This is a genomic window from Vibrio sp. 10N.247.310.23 (assembly GCF_041467155.1).
Taxonomy (GTDB): Bacteria; Pseudomonadota; Gammaproteobacteria; order Enterobacterales; family Vibrionaceae; genus Vibrio; species Vibrio crassostreae_C.
Genome location: NZ_JBFSTZ010000013.1, coordinates 61,905 through 84,321, shown reverse-complemented (window position 1 = coordinate 84,321; position 22,417 = coordinate 61,905). Strand labels below are relative to the sequence as shown.

The 22,417-nt window shown below is 44.0% G+C and carries 17 protein-coding genes; 12 read left to right on the top strand and 5 right to left on the bottom strand.

Translation table 11 applies throughout. From position 1 onward, the window contains the following. Positions 1-35: 35 nt before the first annotated feature. Entirely contained in the window at positions 36-794 is a 759-nt protein-coding gene (locus tag AB6D93_RS12065) for an FCD domain-containing protein (protein ID WP_083190198.1), read from the bottom strand. Between the two features lie 414 nt (positions 795-1,208). On the opposite strand from AB6D93_RS12065, the gene AB6D93_RS12060 reads away from it, so the two are divergent. The 4 genes from AB6D93_RS12060 (at position 1,209) to AB6D93_RS12045 (ending at position 8,261) form a co-directional block, all read left to right on the top strand. Then, positions 1,209-2,207, top strand: a complete 999-nt coding sequence (locus AB6D93_RS12060; protein WP_102333276.1) for an acetyltransferase — start codon at positions 1,209-1,211, stop codon at positions 2,205-2,207. Between the two features lie 487 nt (positions 2,208-2,694). After that, positions 2,695-4,884: an immunoglobulin-like domain-containing protein gene (locus tag AB6D93_RS12055; protein WP_102333277.1), complete on the top strand. Its 2,190-nt coding sequence runs from the start codon at positions 2,695-2,697 to the stop codon at positions 4,882-4,884. A gap of 229 nt (positions 4,885-5,113) precedes the next feature. Then, positions 5,114-6,034: a LysR family transcriptional regulator gene (locus AB6D93_RS12050; protein WP_017059189.1), complete on the top strand. Its 921-nt coding sequence runs from the start codon at positions 5,114-5,116 to the stop codon at positions 6,032-6,034. 181 nt (positions 6,035-6,215) lie between these two features. Further along, positions 6,216-8,261: a TonB-dependent receptor domain-containing protein gene (locus AB6D93_RS12045; protein ID WP_102333278.1), complete on the top strand. Its 2,046-nt coding sequence runs from the start codon at positions 6,216-6,218 to the stop codon at positions 8,259-8,261. Between the two features lie 129 nt (positions 8,262-8,390). Here the strand turns inward: AB6D93_RS12045 and AB6D93_RS12040 are convergent, their stop codons facing one another. Next, positions 8,391-9,122 (bottom strand): class I SAM-dependent methyltransferase, encoded by a 732-nt coding sequence (locus AB6D93_RS12040; protein ID WP_102333279.1) that lies wholly within the window; start codon positions 9,120-9,122, stop codon positions 8,391-8,393. Positions 9,123-9,581: 459 nt separating this feature from the next. Here AB6D93_RS12040 and AB6D93_RS12035 point away from each other — a divergent pair, with 459 nt between their 5' ends. The 8 genes from AB6D93_RS12035 to AB6D93_RS12000 all read left to right on the top strand — a co-directional run bounded on the left by AB6D93_RS12035 (position 9,582) and on the right by AB6D93_RS12000 (position 19,234). Beyond that, positions 9,582-10,106, top strand: coding sequence for a GNAT family N-acetyltransferase (locus tag AB6D93_RS12035; protein ID WP_017059192.1), 525 nt, complete (start codon positions 9,582-9,584; stop codon positions 10,104-10,106). A gap of 14 nt (positions 10,107-10,120) precedes the next feature. Continuing rightward, on the top strand, positions 10,121-10,717 hold the full coding sequence (locus AB6D93_RS12030; protein ID WP_102333280.1) for a LysE/ArgO family amino acid transporter: 597 nt from the start codon (positions 10,121-10,123) through the stop codon (positions 10,715-10,717). A gap of 188 nt (positions 10,718-10,905) precedes the next feature. Next, the gene (locus AB6D93_RS12025) at positions 10,906-11,562 is read left to right on the top strand and encodes a glutathione S-transferase family protein (RefSeq protein ID WP_065681884.1); all 657 of its coding nucleotides are present in this window, start codon (positions 10,906-10,908) and stop codon (positions 11,560-11,562) included. Positions 11,563-12,070: 508 nt separating this feature from the next. Then, positions 12,071-12,649, top strand: coding sequence for a porin family protein (locus tag AB6D93_RS12020; protein ID WP_017083561.1), 579 nt, complete (start codon positions 12,071-12,073; stop codon positions 12,647-12,649). A 213-nt stretch (positions 12,650-12,862) separates the two neighbouring features. Then, entirely contained in the window at positions 12,863-14,116 is a 1,254-nt protein-coding gene (sbcD, locus tag AB6D93_RS12015) for an exonuclease subunit SbcD (protein WP_102333281.1), read from the top strand. 4 nt (positions 14,117-14,120) lie between these two features. Next, the gene (locus tag AB6D93_RS12010) at positions 14,121-17,837 is read left to right on the top strand and encodes an AAA family ATPase (protein ID WP_102333282.1); all 3,717 of its coding nucleotides are present in this window, start codon (positions 14,121-14,123) and stop codon (positions 17,835-17,837) included. 275 nt (positions 17,838-18,112) lie between these two features. Next, the gene (locus AB6D93_RS12005) at positions 18,113-18,256 is read left to right on the top strand and encodes a DUF2256 domain-containing protein (RefSeq protein WP_102333283.1); all 144 of its coding nucleotides are present in this window, start codon (positions 18,113-18,115) and stop codon (positions 18,254-18,256) included. A 93-nt stretch (positions 18,257-18,349) separates the two neighbouring features. Further along, entirely contained in the window at positions 18,350-19,234 is an 885-nt protein-coding gene (locus tag AB6D93_RS12000; RefSeq protein ID WP_029235559.1) for a PA4780 family RIO1-like protein kinase, read from the top strand. A 147-nt stretch (positions 19,235-19,381) separates the two neighbouring features. Here the strand turns inward: AB6D93_RS12000 and AB6D93_RS11995 are convergent, their stop codons facing one another. The 3 genes from AB6D93_RS11995 to AB6D93_RS11985 all read right to left on the bottom strand — a co-directional run bounded on the left by AB6D93_RS11995 (position 19,382) and on the right by AB6D93_RS11985 (position 22,409). Beyond that, on the bottom strand, positions 19,382-20,122 hold the full coding sequence (locus AB6D93_RS11995) for an SDR family oxidoreductase (RefSeq protein ID WP_065583629.1): 741 nt from the start codon (positions 20,120-20,122) through the stop codon (positions 19,382-19,384). After that, the gene (locus AB6D93_RS11990; protein ID WP_102333284.1) at positions 20,122-21,693 is read right to left on the bottom strand and encodes a cryptochrome/photolyase family protein; all 1,572 of its coding nucleotides are present in this window, start codon (positions 21,691-21,693) and stop codon (positions 20,122-20,124) included. The genes AB6D93_RS11995 and AB6D93_RS11990 overlap by 1 nt, the downstream gene beginning before the upstream one ends. 293 nt (positions 21,694-21,986) lie before the next feature. After that, positions 21,987-22,409, bottom strand: coding sequence for a universal stress protein (locus AB6D93_RS11985; protein ID WP_017063967.1), 423 nt, complete (start codon positions 22,407-22,409; stop codon positions 21,987-21,989). Positions 22,410-22,417: the final 8 nt, after the last annotated feature.

Below are 22,417 nucleotides of genomic sequence, written 5' to 3'. Positions count from 1 at the left end.
ATCAGGTGACATAAGTATTTTATGTCACCAATTTTCTAAAGATTGTCTTTTGATGTCGCGATAGCGGGAATGGAGTTAAACAGATAACCATCAAAATTAGGGTCGGTAAAATCAGAAAGCTCTAAAAGCCTAATCTTCACATGTTCTAGATGTTGCCACATCGCTTGCTTGGCTTCGATTGGGTTCTTGCGTCTCATTGCTAGCAAAATAGCAGCATGATCATCTAGCCACTCTTTCCTATAGTCTTGGATCTCGATATGTGTATGCAGTATCTTCCACATAGGGCTAGACTCACGACGTTCCCACGATTCCTTTAGAATATCGACCAGCACAGAATTCTGTGTCGCTTCGGCAATACACTGATGGAACATTCTGTCACCAACCGGATTTTGGACATTGTTTTCAATTTCGCGGCGCTCAATTTCTAGAGCTTCACGCATTTTTTCGATATCAGCAGGGGTTGCTTGTGTTGCAGCAAACTCAGCAATACTGCTTTCCAATAACTGTCTTGCTTGAAGCATTTCAAAAGGACCTACATCTTCATTTTGTGCCACTGTTGATGTAGTCGGTAAGTTAACGATGTACACTCCCGAGCCTTTCTTTACTTCAACGAGTCCCTCAAGTTCCAGCATGATGATTGCTTCTCTAACCACAGCTCTGCTCACGGATAGACGCTCAGCAATATCTCGCTCGGGCGGTAAACGACTTCCAATCGGGTAAAGACCATCAGATAGTTCTTTTCTCAAGATAAGACCGAGGGTTTGATAAGGGCGTTTGGGTTCGAAGTTGATCATGGAAATGCAGTGTACCTTTGGATCTGTGGTTTGAATTGAAAGTTTTCGCTAACTCGAAAGTCATTTTAAACGCTTATAAATGTCAATTCGAGTAAAAACCTAACTAATCCAACTCTAATTGTATCAAAGCGTAACGGTTCGTTGTGGTCACTTTTATGTACATGAACAAAAGGTTATCAACTTCGATATTAAACTTTCAAAAGCCATACAAGGAACGCGCTCATAGTTTTGAAGTGAGATTAAGCGTATTTCGTATAATCTTGAGTTTTTGATCAATAGCACAAGCCGTGAATAACCGCTATGTTCAATAGAGTTATATCACCTAACAAGTTGATATTGATAATAAACAACGGTGCTTGTAAAAATACAGATATAAACTTCAAGCCTAATCTGATTGAGAGTAAAAGGAACAACATGCACTACGACGTATTCAACGGAGACGCAGATGGCATAATCGCGTTGTTACAGCTGCGATTAAGTGAGCCAAGAGAGAGCGTGCTCATTACTGGTGTTAAGCGTGATATTAAGTTGGTCTCTCAAGTTGTTACTCAAACTATGGAGCCGGGTAAGCAAGGTGATGTTTCTTCCGTTACCGTTTTAGATGTATCGATGGAGAAAAACCTGCCTGCACTGCACTCACTGCTAGACGCAAACATCAATGTATTTTATTGCGATCACCACCGAACAGGGGATGTCCCAACTTCTAGTCATTTAGATACTCTGATTGATACCGCGCCAGAGAGCTGCACGAGCTTGCTGATTAACCAGAAGCTGAATGGTGCGCATGTGGCTTGGGCAATCGCAGCTGCCTTTGGCGACAATCTAAAAACGGTGGCGGCGCGGCTAGCGGATGAAAATGGATTCGCTCAATCTCAAAAAGAGTTTCTAGAAGAGCTAGGTACCTTGGTTAACTACAACGGTTACGGTTCGTCACTGAGTGATTTGCATTTCACGCCAGCTGAGCTCTACAAAACCCTTTATCAATACCCGAATCCGTTTGATCTTTTGGATGATAAAGACTCTGTGTTTTATCGACTGCGAGCTGCTTATCAAAATGATTGCCAGCAGTTATCAAACCTTGCTCCTGTTTATGAAAGTGAAGTCGCACGTGTGTTTGAACTACCAGGCGAGACTTGGGCAAGGCGCATCAGTGGCGTATTTGGTAATGAAATCGTTAATCAAGATCCAAACCGAGCGCTAGCAGTATTAACGAAAAACCAAGACGGCGAGTCTTACACGGTGAGCTTACGTGCGCCATTATCAAATAGAACGGGTGCAGACGAAATTTGCTCAAGTTTTGCGACTGGCGGAGGAAGAAAAGCAGCGGCTGGAATTAATCAACTTAATGAACTTGATAAGGTGAATTTTATTTCACTATTGGATGCATATTATTCATCTGGCACTGACGGTTAACTGAAAAACTCCCGACGTATACATTCAAAATCCTACAAATTCTTGCTCCTATATTCCGTTATACGTGTGTATTGCTAGCACATGTATGATGGCTATATCCAGGCTGTTTTAGTGATATCACTCGCAATGGTATCTGGTCTTAGGTCAGTAATTACGGCGTATTTGGGGTGATTTTTGCCGATTTAAAGTTTATTTTTTCCTATCGGTGATTTTTTATATTTTTGGTTAATTATCTTAGTGAATTAAGATTGATTAAGTATTTTCATGGTCAATGTATTTGACCGAAAATAACAGTTTTTAGCATTTCAATTTGAATGAAAAGTCAAAGTCATATTGATTCTGATATTCAATCTGTGACTTAAAATCACAAGTTAAATCAAAGGTCATCTTTTCCTAAAAATTCCATTACTTTTCTATAAATATTCATGATTACAATGAATTGGTTCGGTTGTGATTGGCACAGCTGTTAAGTAAGGAAGTGGGACTAATGTTGAAACGTAAAGCTCTACAATTAGCAGTATCGCTCGGCATGGCGGCAATGTCTGGCGCTGTTTATGCGAATGGTTCAGATATGACGAATCCAGACTCTGGCGTGGTGGTTGGCTATTGGCATAACTGGTGTGACGGTGGCGGCTACCAAGGTGGTAATGCGCCATGTGTGACGCTGGATGAAGTGAACCCAATGTACAACATCGTGAATGTGTCATTCATGAAGGTCTACGATGTGGCTGATGGTCGAATCCCAACTTTTAAACTGGACCCAACCATTGGGCTTTCAGAAGAACAATTTATTGACCAAATCTCGGAACTCAACAAGCAAGGTCGCTCTGTGCTGTTGGCTTTAGGTGGTGCGGATGCACACGTAGAGCTAGAAACCGGTGATGAAAGAGCCTTTGCTGATGAGATTATCCGTCTAACTGAGCGTTACGGTTTCGATGGCCTAGATATCGACCTTGAACAAGCAGCCGTAACCGCAGCAAACAATCAAACCGTGATTCCTGATGCTCTTAAGTTGGTAAAAGACCACTACCGTGCTGAAGGTAAAAACTTCCTTATTACTATGGCGCCTGAGTTCCCGTATCTCACGACAGGCGGTAAGTACGTTCCTTATATCGATAATCTAGAAGGCTATTACGACTGGATTAACCCACAATTCTACAACCAAGGTGGCGATGGTATCTGGGTTGAAGGCGTGGGTTGGATTGCTCAAAACAACGATGCGTTAAAAGAAGAGTTCATCTACTACATTTCTGATTCTCTTATCAACGGAACGCGTGGTTTCCACAAGATCCCACATGACAAGCTGGTGTTTGGTATTCCTTCAAGCATCGATGCTGCAGCAACCGGTTTTGTACAAGAGCCACAAGATTTATACGACGCATTTGATAGCCTAACGGCGCAAGGTCAACCGCTACGTGGTGTAATGACTTGGTCTATTAACTGGGACATGGGCACCAACAAAAACGGCCAACAATACAACGAGCAGTTCATTAAAGACTACGGCCCGTTTGTACACGGTCAGGTAACGCCACCACCAGTCGAGGGCGAGCCCGTTCTTAAAGGTGTCGAAAATACGCGTGTTCTTCACGGCACAACGTTTGATCCTATGGATGGCGTGACGGCAACAGACAAAGAAGACGGCGATCTAACGTCATCAATCGATGTTGAAGGTTACGTTGAAACCAGTGTTATTGGCACTTACGTTTTGACTTACCGAGTGAAAGACAGCGATAACAACGAAGCCACTAAAGCGAGAACGGTAGAGGTTTACAGCCAGAAGCCAGTATTTAATGGTGTGTCTGACACGACTGTTGTGTTGGGAACTGCGTTTGATGCAATGGCAGGCGTGACGGCGAATGATGCAGAAGATGGCGACCTGACAAGCACCATCACACACACTGGCAGTGTCGATGTAAATGAAATCGGCAACTACACACTTGTGTATAGCGTAACAGACAGCGCGAACCAAACTGTAACCGCTGACCGTAAGGTATCTGTAACTGATGGTTCTAACTGTGCTGCTGCATGGGATGCCGACACCGTTTATGTTGAAGGTGACCAAGTATCTCATGACGGTTCAACGTGGGGAGCAGGGTGGTACACTCGCGGCGAAGAACCTGGAACGACAGGTGAGTGGGGCGTTTGGAGAAAAGTTTCAGATTCTTCTTGTGGTGGTAACCCAGATCCGGGCGATGACTTAGAGCTTGCTGTTTCAGGGCTTCAATCAGAATATGCGCCAGATAACGGCAATGTTCGTTTAGATCTAACACTGACATCAAATGAAGCGTTAGATGTTACCGCTACGGTGATCAACAGTGCAGGTACTGTGGTTGAGCAAACTAAGGTTAACGTAACGGACAGCCGCGCCATTACCATCGACTTATACGATGTAGCGGAAGGGCAATATGGACTTGAAGTGGTCGGTAAAGCATCTGACGGTGAAATGGTGATGGTAAACGATTCGTTCGCTGTTAAAGACGGTGGTGGTACAACACCTCCTCCAGGTGATTATCCTCCATATGAAGCGGGCACCAACTACGCAGCGGGTGACATTGTGGTCGGCAGCGATAATGGCTTGTACGAATGTAAGCCTTGGCCATACACGGCATGGTGTGCAAGCGCGTCTTACGCTCCAGCAGATAGCCAATACTGGCAAGATGCTTGGACAAAGCTGTAGTCTGATAGCTCAACGCTAGCAATATAAAGTAGACGATCAAAGAGAGGCCATTGTACCTCTCTTTTTTATGTTTAAACAGTTCTGACTTAGAGCTTTAAAACCCACTTAACCTTAAACTCTGCTCTGCATATTGCTCTAGATCAAAATAGGAGTGATTATCAATTGTATTACATGTTAAGAAATAGCACTATGCGCACATTGAATTTTATATATTGTTAATATTTGCATAATGAATCTTGCTCAAGTCGACCTCAATCTCTTAGTCATCCTCAAACATCTTCTCGAAGAAAAGCACGTCTCAAACACAGCCTTAGCGTTGGATATGAGCCAACCTACGGTGAGTCGTTCGCTGCAAAAACTGCGCACTGTATTTAACGATGATTTGTTGGTGCGAGCGGCTTATGGCTATGAGTTAACGCCAAAAGCAGAAGCCATTAAGCAAGATCTCAATTCGGTACTGACACGTTTAGAAAAGCTGGTACATGGCGATGTATTCGAACCGCAAAGCAGTGACAGTACGGTTCGCTTCTTTGGTTTAGTGCCTAATGTCGCGCACTTGCTGCCCAAGGTAGTTGCGGAGATACGTCAACAAGCGCCAAACATGACTGTTGATATCGACTCGATTCCTAAACGACACTTTGAGCCTCTGTTATCCGGTGATGCGCACTTTGTGTTGTCGACCCACGAGCCGTTAAGTTCAGAGCAAAATTTGTATCGAATGTTCGTGATTAGCCGCGATTACCGTTTGCTGATGAGTAAAAAACATCCTTTGGCGGACAAAGAGATCACGGTTGATGACTTGTTGAATAGCCAACTTGGTCAAATCTCACTGCAAGGGGATAAGAAGCTCTCGATCGAAAGTCGATTTAAAGATCTTGGCTTGATTGATAAGCAGCGCCAGCTGTCCATTCCAATTCAGCTTTCCAATTTTAACGTCGCGCCGGATATGGCAGAAGCAACCGACATCATCTTTCATTTACCGACACCTTTTGCTCAACAAGCCGCTACGCAAAGAGATCTTGTTTGTAAACGCGTGCCTAAAGCGTTGCGCCACCCATCAGAAGACGTCTACTTATACTGGCATAAGCGCTTTCATAACGACCCGATGTGTCGCTGGGTTCGCAATATATTCAAAGAGCTTTATACATAATCCATCTGCAGGGTGAATGAAAATTACGAATACCTATCGAGTTGGATATAGATCTCTTTCATTATTTGAATGGTGAATAACGAGAATCGATTTTTGGTATGAAACTTTCGTTGATAAGAGTGGTAGTTGGTTGTTTAATGCAAACCATTATCATTACCAATCACATATAAGAATGAATATCATGTCTGAGAGATCTCTTTTGATTCGCAAACCTCTTTTGGTTCGTAAACCCCTTTCGATCGCAGTCGCTGTTATTTGTACCTCACTTTCAGCTAACGTGTTGGCGCAAGAAGAAGCGCAAGCAACAGATGAGCAAATGGTTGTTACGGCAACTCGTACCGAGATGGCACTAAAACAAGCGCCAGCTTCAATGTCGGTTATCACCGCGCAAGACATTGAAGACAGCCCTGGTATTACCTTGGCAGACATCGTTGCCGAATCAACGAGTGTTGAGTCTGATTTTGATAGCACACGTGCTGGCCGTCAGATGATCTCTATTCGTGGTATGGATTCAGATTACACTCTTATCATGGTGAACGGTCGTCGTTTAAGCTCTGCAAGTGCCATCATCCGTGGTAACGACTTTGACCTATCAACGATTCCTGCTGATTCGATCGAACGTGTTGAAATAATCCGTGGCCCAATGTCTGCACTTTACGGTTCAGATGGTATGGGCGGTACAATCAACATCATCACTAAGGCTCCAGAAAACGATTGGAGCTCTACACTGAGCATGGACACTTCATCTCCACTTGATGGTGATGGAGGGGAAGAGTATTCGATGGGCTTCACGACATCTGGTGCGTTGATTGAAGACGAGTTGTTTGCTCGCCTATCTGTTAACCAAACTAGCCGTGATGCTTGGCAACCCTATTCTGGTACGCATAGCTCTGGTTACGATCGTTCAGACATTACTGCGTTAGAAGAAAGAGAGACATTAAGCTTACTCGCGAGCCTGACATGGAATGCAACAGACAACCAAACCATTGATTTCGATTTTGGTTACAGTGACGACGAACGTGAGTCATCTGCGGAAAACGTATCATCTGTGATTGAGTCTGACACACGTGTTGTACGTCAGAGCCAAGCGATCACACATAGTGGTTTTTGGAGCTGGGGTGACACGCAAGTACGTTATTCACGTGAAAATGTGACAGATAATGATGCTGCGGACTCAGATACTAACTATAGCAGTGACATCGAAGAGCTGACTCAAATTGTTGAAGCTTCGGCGACCACTTATCTTGGTGATAGTCACACCGTAACGTTTGGTATGGACTACCAGTTGAGTGAATTAACCAACAAAGAAAACTTAGTCAATGGTACATCTGAAGCTTATCAAGGTGCGTTATTTGTTCAAGACCAATGGTTAATGACGGATCAACTAACGGCAACCATTGGTGGTCGTTTAGATAAGCATGAACTGTACGGTGAAGAGTTCAGCCCACGTGTGTACTTGGTTCATCAAACAACGAATGACCTGATCATCAAGGGTGGTGTGGGTAAAGCATTTAAAGCACCAACATTGACTCAAAATCAGACAGACTACACAGTTAATAGCTGTAAAGGCGTATGTGATTTACATGGTAATGAAGATCTTAAGCCCGAAACCAGCTTGAACTATGAGATCGCTGCGATTTATAGCCAACCTCGTTGGAATGTTGAAGGTGCCTTATTCCGAAATGAAATCAACGACCTAATTGATCGTGATGAAACCTATTGTGAGAACGGCGGAGTGTTTGAATCGGGTAAAGGTTGCGCTGATAGTTCAAGCTCAACTGGCTATGTGAATGGTAAGCGTACTTATACAAACGTATCAGAGGCTGTAGTTCAAGGTGCTGAGCTTACAGGCCAATTCCAAATTACTGATGAATGGGGTGTGTCTGGTAATTACACATTCTTAGACACTGAAGATAAGTCTACTGGTGACGAATTACTTGAGCGTTACAAGCATTCGGGTTTAGTTAAACTGAACTGGAGCCCAACTTACGATCTAAGTACCTTCGTGAGTGCGCGTTACCGTGGTGAACGTCAGATCGAAAGCGATCTAACTCAAGACGCTTACACAACGCTGAACCTAGGTGCTATCTACAACGTGAATGCTTCAGTACGACTACGTGCAGGTATCACGAACTTAACTGACGAAGCTGTATCACAAGAGCTAGAGAGCATGGGCTATGTTGAAGAGCCACGTACTTACTACGTAGGTATGACAGCGGACTTCTAATTTAGAGTTCAGTAACTGATAGCTTGATACAAAAGAACCCACACTGGCTGATGCTCTAAAAGGAGAATGGCGAGTGTGGGTTCTTTTTTGATCTATAGATTTGGTTTAATTTGCCGTTTATCTATTAATCTAGATTTTGACACATGTGATCAGCGCATTACCGGACTGAGTATCCCAAGGAATCAGCTTGTCGTAATCGTGCTCGAAGATATTAACCTCGAAGTAGGGCTTCAATATCTCGATTAACTCTTTAAACGAGAATGCCACCATTGGGTGTTCATCATTCCACACTTGAGTTTCACCAGCAGTCGTCTTTTCGATGCTAAGCTTATCACCCTGACCAGAGTAATACCAACCAGAACGGAACGTGAAATCGTCTTTGTCTTGGTTTGTTGTGTGTCTAACAAACAGGTCGTTGCTGATCTTGTCTTTATCAACCACGTTAAAACAGAAAATACCTTCTGGCTTTAACGCACGATGCACACTTTCAATACACTCTTTAAGCTTCTCAAGGCCATCGTTGTAATGGATGGAATACAGGAAGCAAGTGATAAGATCGAGTGGTTCCGTGACCTCAAAGTTACTCATGTTTTGTACTGAGAACTTGGCTTCCGGGCAGCGAACTTCTGCGATATCTAACATCGGCTTGTTAAGATCTAGGCCACCGCTTTGGTAACCGAAATCAATAAAATGACGAACGTGTGGGCCAGTGCCACAAGCTAAGTCGAGGTGTGTTTTTCCTTCATTTCCAAAGATTTGATGGAGTCTACGTACGCAGTTACTTTGCGCTTGGTAGTCAATATCTACACACATTAAATCATAGTAACCGGATAGGTCGGTATAGAGTGCGTTGGCGGACATATTTGCCTGCAGCATAAGCTGAAAAATTAGGGTGGCGCATCATATACCGAAATTGGAAAATCGCAATCAAATATTCGATCAATGAAAGCGTTTTATTTTCTAACTTATGGTCGTTTTAAATGAGACCGTTTAAAGGGATGTTTAAGCTGCCAACAACATCAGTACGCGTGTCATCGCTATTCACTTTGCCCTGACTACTTATTCGTTAACTAAAACAGGTGTTGCTCCCTCAATGCAGCGACCATACGGGCTTTGCGGAACGCTTTTATCACGAGACGAGATAGGAAAAATATGGTATCTAGGTAAACCCAGTGTGACATTTATAATTTTATGATTAATCAGTAATTTTACTGATTCAAACCGAGTTCTTGAAAAGGAAACAATTCAGGAAAGTGGGCTGTTGATAAAAACCAAATCACTCAAGCTAAATAAGCGAACTAAACAAGGAGAGTTGAAACAATGACATCAGCAATAAATGCACAGGGTTCAATGGAAAATAGAACAGCATTGGAAAGCAGTGCTTCAATAGAAATTAAGGTGGATGACTTGTCGGGTGGGGAAGTCATTGAATTACTTGAAGAGCACCTCGCTGATATGTACGCCACTTCGCCAGCCGAAAGCGTTCATGCACTGGATCTAGATGGGCTCAAGTCACCAGAGATTACTTTTTTCAGTGCTTGGAAAGACAGCCAACTACTTGGGTGTGTTGCCATTAAAGAGCTAAATACCCAACACGCTGAACTCAAATCGATGAGAACCTCACAGTTTGCTCGAAAGTCAGGTGTTGCGAGCCAACTTTTACAGCACGTATTGGATACAGCAACCGCCCGCCAGTATCAAACAATCAGTTTAGAGACCGGCTCAGAAGACTACTTTAAGGCTGCGCGTAACCTGTATGAAAAGTTTGGCTTCGGATACTGTGAACCCTTTGCTGATTATGTGTTAGACCCGCACAGCCAGTTTATGAGTATTGAGTTGCGTTAAGAGACTAGCTTTAGATGTCGACTTACTTTGCAGGTTTCTCCCTTGGCCTTTCGCTGATTCTTGCGATTGGCTCTCAAAATGCGTTTGTTTTAAAGCAAGGGCTTAAGAATCAACACGTATTGGCAGTTTGTGCTGTATGTGCCATTTCTGATGCCTTACTAATTAGCTTCGGCGTTACAGGCTTTGGCGCAATCGTTAAACAGTTCCCACAAATTGAGCAGCTCGCTCGTTATGGCGGCGCTATCTTTTTGGGTGTCTACTCATTCTTAAGCTTCCGTTCAGCATTTACTGAAACACACGCCTTAGAAGCCACTGCTGAAACCAAAGACTCGTTAACCAAAGCGATTGCGATGTGTTTGGCGTTTACTTGGCTTAATCCGCATGTGTATTTGGATACTGTGGTATTGCTGGGTTCTATCTCAACGCAATATCAACCTAATCAAATGTTGTTTGGCGCTGGTGCAGTATCGGCGTCGTTTGTGTTCTTCTTTTCACTTGGATATGGCGCACGCTTCTTGGCTCCAATGTTTAAGAACCCGAGAGCGTGGAAGGTGTTGGAATTTGTCGTAGGCATGATCATGGCGTCTATTGCAATATCTTTGATCGTTTAGCCGCTCGTAATTAGGCATTCAAACATATTATCTAAAGTTCCTACCGAAAGTGACGACTTAAAGTGACTGCCTTTAATTATCTCCGCATTTAATTATTTCCAAAAAAATAGAATTATTTTTCGTCTTTCGGTTTTGGCGTTCGTCTTAGGGGTACAAATACAAATTAATGACCTAATTCGGAGTCAACCATGATTAAACTTGTTAGCTTTAAAAACTGCCCATTTGTTCAACGTGTAATGGGTGCTTTAGTAATGAAAAATGTCCCATTTGAAATTGAATACATTGAGCTAAATAATAAACCTCAATGGTTCCTAGATATTTCGCCAAACGGACAAGTGCCAGTATTGATTACAGAAAATGACACAGTTCTGTTTGAGTCAGATGCAATTGTTGAATACTTAGACGATAAATATTCGCCGATAGAAGAGGTGTCTGCAGAGCAAAAAGCACTAGATCGCGCTTGGTCTTATCAGGCAAGCAAACATTACATGCCGCAATGTGGAACGATGGGCAGTAAAGACAAAGAAACCTTTGAGACACGTTTAGCGAATCTTCAAAAATCCTTCCAAAAGGCCGAGAACAAGCTGGGTGACAGCGACTTCTTCAAAGGCGATTACATCTCTAACGTCGACATCGCTTGGCTACCACTGTTGCACCGAGCGTCAGTAATTAAAGAGGGCTCTGGTTTTGATATGCTTGAAGGCTTCCCGAAAGTACAGAAGTGGCAAGTGGCGCTGATTGAATCTGGCTTGACCGATAAAACCGTTCCTGCGGACTTTATTGAGAAGTTCAGCGGCTTTTATTTAACGAATAACTATTTGGCTAGTCTCGCTGAAGCTCGTTAATAATATGAATTAAATTGAAATATATTTTAATAGCAGGCTGTTCTAAATAAATACCCTCCCAAAATTAAACTCATTCTTCTCTTTATATCTTTTATTGGAAAAAGAGAGGAGTAGGATGGGCTTTTATGTTTAGGCGTGAAGATTCAGGTTGTTTTTGAGAACGAGTAACAATTTAGTTAGTACGGTAACGGCATGATTATAATGAACTTAATATTGATAATGCTCAGATTTACTATCAGGTTTATACGTATTTTAGTACTCGTTACTTCTCAGGAAATACATCTATCTCATAAATAAGACTTAACTAAATATCTATGATTTTTCGTTTGATGACCTAAAAATCTTGTGGTACTTTCTCATTCGCTCCGTAAATGAACAGTGTTTTATTATTCATTAGGAGCTGGTTATTTAATTTATTTTAAACAGTAACGCAACAGGCGGAATAGTGTCGGAAACTATTGGCTGTTGGTCAACGTTGCTGTAGGACAGACAAAAAAAGGGTATTTTCATGCTTAAATCATCATTTCTATTGGGCCTAGTTGGCTTAGTTTCACTTCCTACATTTGCTGCTGGTATCGAGGGCGGTCCATACATTGGCGCCGGCCTTGGTGTGTATCAAGATTCAGACACTGATGGCGGCGGCAATTTAGATGCTGAAAGCATGGGGTACAGCCTTTACGGTGGTTACCAATTTAACCGCATTGTTGGTATTGAACTTGGTTACACGGATTACGCTGACTACGAAAAGTTTGGTACTAAGCTGCTTTCACCAACTTCTCTTTCTGTTGCAGCAAACGTAGGTTACACATTTGATAATTCAATTCGTCCGTTTGTAACCGCAGGTCTGAGCTACGTAGATTTGAACTCTAGCAACAGTGCTTTTTACGGTGACGATTCTGGTGCTGGTTTCCATTTTGGTGTTGGTGTGGAATACAACCCAGTGGAGAACTTAACACTTCGCCTGATCTCGCAAGCAGATGCTGTGAACATAGAAAACTACGCTTATATCAATGGCAATAAAGTTCGTCTAAGCAGCAAAGATGTCGCATTTAGCACAGTAACACTGGGTGCTTCATACAATTTTTAATGACCTCTGTGAAATAACTTACAGCTAATGTCATGGACACCTATAACCGCTCTAACGTTGAGCGGTTTTTTTATGTCAAAAATAACGATTGGTCACGCTATGGGCGGAGTTGGTCCAAAGCCTGAAATTAGTTGGTTTTCACAAGCTTATAAAAGGGAATTATCTCGACTATTTTGGTAGATTAAAGGTATTACAGACTTCCAGTGAGCAGCAATGAAGATTCTTCACACGTCCGATTGGCACCTTGGCCAAAACTTCTACAATAAAAGCCGTAAGAATGAACATGAACGGTTCTTACAATGGTTACTTGAGCAAGTTACAGAGCACGACATCGACGCGATCATTGTTGCTGGCGATATTTTCGATACCAGCACACCGCCGAGTTACGCTCGTGAGATGTATAACAAGTTCGTGGTCGACTCGAACAAGATCGACTGTCAACTGGTGTTGTTAGGTGGAAATCACGATTCGGTGTCTGTGCTAAAAGAGACACAACAGCTGCTCAAATACATGGGCGCAGACGTGATTCCTAATACCAATGAAGATCATGCGACTCAGGTTGTCGAACTAAAAGGCAAGAACGGCGATGTAGAAGCGCTGGTTTGTGCCATTCCTTTTATTCGCCCTCGCGATGTGTTGACCAGTCAGGCGGGTGTCACAGGCGTTGAGCGCCAAAAACAACTCGGCGATGCAATCAAACAGCACTACCAAAGTGTTTATGATGCCGCTGTAAAAAAACGTGCGACGTTTGAAAACAGCGAACACATACCGATCATCGCCACAGGTCATTTAACGGCGATGGGGGTTCAACAATCGGATTCGGTGCGTGACATTTATGTCGGTAACCTTGATGGTTTTGCCGCTGATGGCTTCCCAGACGCAGACTATATTGCACTTGGTCATATCCACCGCCCACAAGTGGTGGCAAAGCGTGAATACATTCGTTATTCAGGCTCTCCAATCCCACTAAGTTTTGATGAACTTAAGTCTCAAAAACAAGTGTGTGTGGTTGAGTTTGTTGAAGGTGAGCGCACCATTTCTCAACTGCCTGTTCCCACATTCCAACCTCTAGCTGAAATCAAAGGCGACTTGAGCGAGATCGAATCTCAGCTTAACCAATACATAGGTTTAGATAGCGACCAAAGCGTATGGTTATCGATAGAAGTGCAAGCGCAAGATTACTTGTCGGATCTACAAGAACGTATGCGCGCACTGACCGAAGGATTGAATGTGGAAGTACTTCAACTGCGCCGAGCAAGAGAGCGTCGTAATCAAGCATTAGAGCAAGAGTCGGCAGAGACCTTATCTGAACTGAGCCCGATGGACGTGTTTACGAAGCGTATTGCCTTAGAAGAGTTTGAAACCGATTCTGAAAAAGCGCGTTTAGAGCGCATGACGGTGAAGTTCAAACAAGTGATGGTCGAAGTGTCTGAAAGCGCTCAAGCGCCCAATAAAGTAGAAGAGTAATCGTATGAAGATTTTAAGCCTAGAATTTGAAAACCTGAACTCTTTGAAAGGGCGCTGGAAGCTCGATTTTACCCAATCGCCGTTTGCAGAAAACGGTCTGTTCGCAATTACTGGTCCAACTGGGGCGGGTAAAACCACCATTCTTGATGCGATTTGCTTGGCACTTTTCCATCGCACACCGCGTTTGAAAAGCATCGCTAAAGGCAACAACGAATTAATGACGCGTGGCACGGGTGAGTGTTTTGCTGAGCTGGAGTTTGAAGTGCAGGGCAAAACGTATCGCTCTAACTTCCACCAAAAGCGAGCGCGCGGAAAACACGATGGCGCATTACAAACGCCAACGTGTGAATTTGCGGATGCGGATACTGACAAAGTCTTAGAGACCATGCTGACTAAGAAAACCAAGTTGGTAGAACAGGTAACAGGTCTCGATTTTTCACGCTTCACTAAATCCATCATGTTGTCTCAGGGTGAGTTTGCGGCGTTCTTAAATGCCAATGCTAACGACCGTGCAGAGCTACTTGAAGAGCTGACGGGAACCGAAGTTTATAGCCTGATTTCAGAGCGTATCTACGATCATTTTAAGTCGAGTGAAGAGTCGCTTAATCAACTTAAAGCAAAAGCTGAAGGTGTGAGCTTACTGTCTGAAGAGCAAATCAAAGAGCTGACCGCAGAGCGTGAAACGCTAGAAGTAGAGCAGAAGCGTTTAGCCGAGCAATTAAAAGAGTGGCAAGTGCATCTTAGCTGGTGGAAAGACGTGACCAAAGCTGAGCAAACTATTGCGGCCAGTGAGCTCGATCTGAAAACCGCTCAAGATGAACTAGACCGTAACCAACCGTCACTAGAGCGCTTGGCAAACAGTGAGCCGGCTGAAAAGCTGCGTCCAGTACACAAAGATTTAAAGCGTTGCGAACAAGAGGTGAACACTACTCAAGCTCACCTAGATAACAGCACCAAGTTACTTGCCGTTCGTGATGCAGAAATGCAAGACGCGCAAACTAAACTGACTCAAAGCGGTGTGATTGTCGAACAGGTAAAAAGTGAGCAACAAGATCAAGATAAGATCATCGATCTTGTCCGTCCGCTCGATAACCAAATTGCCGTACTCAAAGATAAGCAAACTGCGGCCGTTAGTGCAGAGAATACGCTTAACGAGCAACATACGCAGCAGCGTAATCAACAGATTGTTTTAGTCCAAAAAACAGATGCACTGAAGCAACAAGATAAACTCAGCACTGAGTACCTAAATACGCATCAAGCTGACCAACATCTGGAAAAATACCTAGGTCAGTGGCAAGCAAAGGTCGAGCAAGTTCGTACTCTAGAGCGCCAGCATTCAGAGCAGTTGAATTCAGCGAAGCAAGCTTTGTCTGCAGTTGATGCACAGCAAACGATCATCAAATCCGCGCAAGATGCTAAAGCAACGCAAGATAAAACTTTAGCTGAATTGGTTGTTCTCGAGAGTAGTGCAAAGCAACAGTGGGAAGCATTGCAAGGCAACACCAGCGAGCAAGTGTTGAATTCGCAAAAAGATCTGTTGGAGTTTTGGAACCGCAATACGCACTCATTACTTGAGATCAACCGTGGTTTTCTAAATGCCCAACAACAGCTGCACGTGAAAACACAGGCACATCAAACCAACACCCAGTTGGTCGACAAGCTTTCGAAAGAGCGTGAAGTGTTGGTGGAGCGATATAAAGAGAAAGAGACTTCGCTTGAGCGATTAACGCGATTGATTGATCAAGAAGGTGAATTAGCAAAATATCGTGCAGCTCTAGAATCTGGGTCTGAATGCCCACTGTGTGGTTCAACAGACCATGCGATTGAACAGTCTCAAGATATTGCAAATTTGGTTGCTCAAAAAGATAGAGAAAACCTAGAGCTAACGGCTATCAAAAAAGAAGGCCAAGAGCATCGTCAGCAGTTAGATTCTCTTGCCCCTATGATTGCAGCGTTGAACGATGATATTCAACGTGCGCAAGCGGATATTCAACAAGCTCAGCTGAATTGGCAAGGCGTTGTCGGCAAGCTTCAACAGAGCTTAATTGGCTTCGACGATGCAGATCCGGAACTAGCGCTGCTAACCAATGATGATTTAGGTGATGAAGCGGCAGTGGTTTATTTCACCGAGCAGTGTGAGCAGCAATTAAATTACACCATTCAGCAGCTCAAAGCGTTAGTTGATGCCAAAGCACATTTTTCTGAAGTTGAAAAAAAACGCCTGTCTGCGAGTGTCGAAGCTGATAAAGCGCAGTCTAATTTAGAGTTAGCTGAGCAACGCTTAGCTGATTTGAATAAGCAAAACCAAGTCGCAAACGAGCAAGTGACTCAAATAGCTCAAGCGAAAGGCCAGCAATGGAACGCTTTGAAAGAGAGCATTGTTCAAACTTCTATCGAAGCACCTGAACTTGAGCATATCGATGATTGGTTTACTGCGAAATCGCAAGCATCAAGCACATGGCAGCAAACCAAACAGCAACAGGACGATATTGAGAAGCAACTGATTACTCAAAATGCCGAATTGAAAACGTTAGACGACAAGCTAAGCAGTGTTGAGAAAGAGCTCGCGACACTGACGCAACAGAGTGAGTCTTTAGTGTCAGAACTCACTCGTGTAACGGCTGAAAGAACAGAGTTGTTTGGTGACAAAGACATTCAAGCCACCAGCAATGCGATGAAGCAAAGAGTCACTGAAGCAGTAAATGCATTTGATGCCGCGCAGTTAGTGCTTAACCGCAGCGAACTTGAACATCGAACCGAGCAAACCAAACACACTGGTTTCTCGGACGAGTTAGTCAGTAAGCAATCGAGCTACACACAAGCGTCGAATGCTTGGTTAGAAGCGCTGAAAACTAGCCCGTTCGAAGATGAGGCTAATTTTGAAGCAGCGTTGTTAGATGAAGAGGTTAGAACTCAACTTCAAAGCCTGAAGAAGTCTTTAGACGAAGCGATTGTCAGTGCGCAAGCTAGGTTGAACGCCGCCAAAGCGACACAAGTGGATCTACTAAATCACGAAAATGCGAAAGCATGGCAAGAGCAAGACCAACAGCAAGTTGAAGAAGCGACTACTGAGTGTCAAAACGCACAGCAAAGCCATGCGACCAAGATCGGTGCAATTTCTGCCAATCTTGAAACGGATAGCCAGAACCGCAGTAATCAGCAAGATCTGTTTAAGCAAATTGATGAGCAACAAGTCGAGTTTGATGATATCTCTCGTTTGAACTCACTTATTGGCTCTAAGAACGGCGACAAGTTCCGTAAGTTTGCCCAAGGTTTAACATTGGAAAACTTGGTGTACCTTGCGAACAAGCAGCTACAACGTTTGCATGGTCGTTACGAGCTTAAACGTAAAGCCGACGATGGTTTAGAACTGCAAGTGCTCGACACATGGCAGGGCGATGTGATGCGTGATACAAAGACTTTATCAGGTGGCGAAAGCTTCTTGGTGAGCTTGGCGTTGGCATTAGCGCTATCTGATCTTGTGAGCTACAAAACCAGTATTGATTCTCTGTTCTTAGATGAAGGTTTCGGCACGTTGGATAGTGACACATTGGACATTGCCCTTAACGCGTTAGATAACTTGAATGCATCAGGCAAGATGATCGGTGTCATTAGCCACGTTGAAGCACTGAAAGAGCGAGTGCCCGTTCAGCTTAAAGTGACAAAACACTCTGGCTTAGGTGTGAGTGAGATGGAGAAGCAGTACAAGGTTGTCGCTTAGGTTGTTACTTTGGTTCTTGCTAAATTTATCTGCGCAGAAATAGAAACAGAGCTAGATGAAGCAGATCCCCGACTCAGTCGTTCCTCCTTCTCGAGGATGACGGAGTCGGGAGTAGTCACAAATCACTACGCAGTCACTCCTTAAAGTCAGGAACGAACGTCATAGAGAACTAGGCTTTGTTCGTATTGCCTTCGTCATTCTCTAAAGCGAGGTACGAGCGTAATAGGGAATCTCTAGTAAACGCAGGAAGTGGATGCTTCAAGAAGGGAACGGCCATGCACAAGAAACCCCATTTACCGACTAAGATATGTCCTGTTTGCCAAAAGCCTTTCGCATGGCGTAAAAAATGGCAGCGCTGTTGGGATGACGTGATCTACTGTTCTGAACGTTGTCGTCGTCATAAGCCAACTTTGGCGTAATTTCTGTTCGTTTTTAGAACACGTTAATAGTTTCGTCATTCATTTCTTAAGTTAAGATTTCTATCTGTAAGACAACTAATGTATAAAGGCGGCATGAAGATACCTAAAAGAATACAGCCCTTAGTTGACGATGGTTTAGTCGACGAGGTGACAAGCCAATTAATGAGTGGCAAAGAAGCATCGGTGTACATTGTGCGCTGCGGCGATACGATCCGTTGTGCCAAGGTATATAAGGAAATAAGCCAGCGCAGCTTTAAAAAAGCAACGGCGTATCGTGAAGGCCGAAAAGTCCGAAATAGCCGCCGCGCTCGAGCGATGGAAAAAGGCTCTGGCTTTGGTCGTGAACAACAAGAAAAGGTTTGGCAAAGTGCTGAAGTGGATGCCTTATATAAACTGGCAGAAGCGGGTGTTCGTGTGCCTGTCCCTTATGGTTGCTTTGATGGCGTACTGCTTATGGAGCTGGTCACTGACGATGAGGGTTACGTTGCACCACGCTTGAACGATGTGGTGATGTCAGCAGAGCAAGCGATCGAAGACCACGCCGTGATGATGACTTACGTAGTTAAAATGCTGTGTGTTGGTTTGATCCATGGTGACTTGTCTGAGTTCAACGTATTGGTGGATGAGTACGGTCCAGTAATTATCGACCTACCACAAGCGGTTGACGCTTCGGCTAACAACAACGCTGAGTGGATGCTGGCTCGTGACATCAATAACATCCGTGACTATTACGCTCAGTTTGCTCCTGAACTGGCAAAAACCGAGTATGCCAAGGAAATGTGGGCGCTGTACGAGAAAGGCGACTTGAAGCCAGACAGCAAACTGACGGGTGAGTTTACGGAAACCGACGACTTGGCTGATATCGAAGCCATCATGCAAGAGATAGACGCTGCGCGAATTGAAGAACAACATCGACGCGAGCGAGCTAAAGAAGAGAAAGAAGGTGTTGACGATACTAAGTTCAATTGGGCTGAATAATCGTGATGATCAGTTTTGATCTTTAGCTAGATATCAACCAAACGCCTTTTAAAACAGAGGCGTTCTTTCTAAATAAAAACCCAATGGAGCTTCAACTCTGTTGGGTTTTCTTTTTTAGCACTAATGAAAGACGGACACTCGTATCAACTACCAATTTAACTGTTCACCATCGTAAGCGTAGAAGTGCCCACTGTTATCCGGTGTGGCAGTGCGAATAATATCGACCAACTGATGGGCGACATAGCTTGACTCAAACAACTTACCTTCAGGGACATTGGTCTGAAAAGGCTTCGACAGAGCTGTGTCTGTCGTGCCCGGGTGCAGAGCCAACACGGTGCCTTTCTTAATGGTGCGTTGCCATTCGATCGACATGGTTTTGATGAACATATTTAGGGCTGCTTTCGATGAGCGGTAGCTATACCAACCGCCTAATCTGTTGTCTGAAATACTGCCAACCTTTGCGGATACCACAGCAAACTTTGGATTGTCGCTCGCTTTAAGTATCGGCGTGAAGTGTTTTGCTAATAACAAGCTGGGCAGGGTATTCACAGAGATGTTTTTGAGGAAAAACTCAGGGTCGATGGACGACAAGTTCTTTTCCGGTCCAAGATCTGGAGTGTGGAGCATACCCACGCAGTTGATCAGCCAATCAAGTTGTTCAAACTCAGAACTCAAGCGCTTAATATCAGCTTCGTCGGTGGCGTCGACTTTGTGCCAGCTCAAGCGATTGTTTTCTAGTTCCGGCTGTTGAGAGTGGTAAGTCGCGTCTACATGCACATCAAGAAAATCAAACCGAGAGAGCTCAGATAATAGGTGTTTAACCACAGCGAAACCAATACCGCCGCTCCCACCGACCACCAATATGTGTAATCTGAGTTGCTCCACCATTATAAGTTCTCCAAGTTTGTGATTCGTTGTTCAGCAGTATCGAGAATCGCTTGTTGTGATTGCTCATCCATGTTGTCCCAAGAGCGATATAACATGCCCATACGTGGGTTGCGGTTTAACGCATCGCGGTGCTGGTCCATAAAGCGCCAATACAAGCTATTGAAAGGGCAAGATTGCTCGCCGCTGCGTTCTTTTATCTTGTAGTGACAGCCTTTGCAGTAGTCACTCATGCGGTTGATATAGGAACCGCTGGCAGAGTATGGTTTGGTTCCTACGATCCCGCCATCCGCAAACAGTGCCATACCTCGCGTATTTGGCATTTCAACCCACTCAATCGCGTCGACGTAAATACCGAGGTACCAACTATCGACTTGGTCAGGGTCTATACCCGTGATTAAACAGAAGTTGCCAGTGATCATTAACCTTTGGATGTGGTGCGCGTAAGCAAACTCAAGAGACTGGTCAATCGCATGCTTCATGCAGTTCATCTTGGTTTGTCCGTCCCAAAAGTAATGGGGCAGGTTATTATGTGCTGAGTAATGGTTTTTGTTGGCGTAAGCAGGCATGTTTGCCCAATAGACGGCGCGTATGTACTCTCGCCACCCCAGTATTTGGCGTACAAATCCTTCGACCTGTGCAATATCGATGCTTGGCTTATCTGGTGAGCTGTCTCGAAGACAGGATGCTTGGTAGGCCGACAGTGCTGCATCAATCACTTCTTTAGGGCTCAGCAGTTTACTGTTCAGCGAGAACGATATACGGCTATGATACAAGCTCCATTTAGAGTCGTGCTCTGTCGTCATCGCATCTTGAAACAGCCCAAATAACGGCAAGCAGACTTGGCAGAAATGAGCGAGTAGAGACAAGCTTTGTGCGCGGTTCACCGGCCATAGTAACTGGTTACCGACTTGACCAATGGTTTGTACTTGGTGACGTTCGATACGTTGCAAAATGTCGGTTATATCATTGGTAAACATCAGCGGCTGAGGTAGGTTTTCGATGTCTTGTTTCTTGAGCTTATTTCGATTGTTCGCGTCGTAATTCCATTTTCCGCCAACGGGCTTTCCGTCTTCTAGCAAAATGTCGAAACGTTTTCTCATTCGGCGATAGAAGTGTTCCATCATGATGTGTTTGTCTTTTGGAAACTGTTGTTCTATCTCCTCGAATGGAAAGAGGAAGTGTTCTGTATCACAACAACCTTTGGTCGCATTGGTCAGCTTGAGCTTGTTCATCTGCTCTAAGAGGCGATATTCATCTGGCCTTTGATATTCGAATTTCTCTGCGCCGAATTCGTGTACATAGTGCTTTAAAAGTGTGTCTAGGTTTTCAAATTGCGTTGTGTCGTCAAGAGTAAGGTGTAGTACTTGATGACCTTGTTCTTTGAGTTCGTTAGCGAAGTAACCCATCGCACAGAAAAACGCGGCCACTTTTTGAACGTGAGAGGCAACATAATCTGTTTCTTGTTTTAGCTCAGCAATGATGTAAATGACGTCATCGTTAACCTGTCTAAACCATGAATGCTCAATGTTGAGTTGGTCACCTAATACAAGTCGTACCGTTTTAAATTTCATAATGCGTCCTGGTTTGTGAGGCTTGTTGTGACTGCGTTACCGCCTGTCCAATGATTGATGAAGGCATGGTCTGGGTCGTACATTTCAGTACGTTGATTCAAATCGAAATGACGTGATTTGTTAATTATTAGACGCTTACGAGTTGATAGGCTGACAAGATCACAAATGATTACTCTAAGTGGGAAATAGGAGATTTCGGTCAGGATGAGTGTGTTGAAGAGGATATCAAGCCAACCAATAATACCGATAGAGGTTGGCAAAGCCGGTTATTTTTGAGTGTCGAACTGGAGCTTCTATTCCATAGGAACAACGAGAATATCGATAGGGGAAGTATCGATGATCTGTTTAGAATGGGAGATGAGCTTATGCCAAAAATCATGGTGATGGCCGCACAGCAATAGGTCAACGCCGTTTGCTTCGATGGCATTTTTGAGCTTATCGTTCAAATCACCCGTTCCCACGAAAATGTGCTTGATTGGGTGTTTGGCGTAGGCTTCAAACTCTTTCAAATGCTTAACGGCATCTTCATTGATGGGTAAATCACCGTCATTTCCCTGAATATCAACGAGCTCTGGATAAATTTCTCCATGCGTACCATCGATATAAACAAATGAAATGCCAGCCTCCAGTTTATCAGCGAAGAAGGTCGCTCTATCAATGAGAATCTTGGTGTCGTCAGACAGTTCAAGTGCGACCAGAATATGTCGGTAATCCATAATTAAAG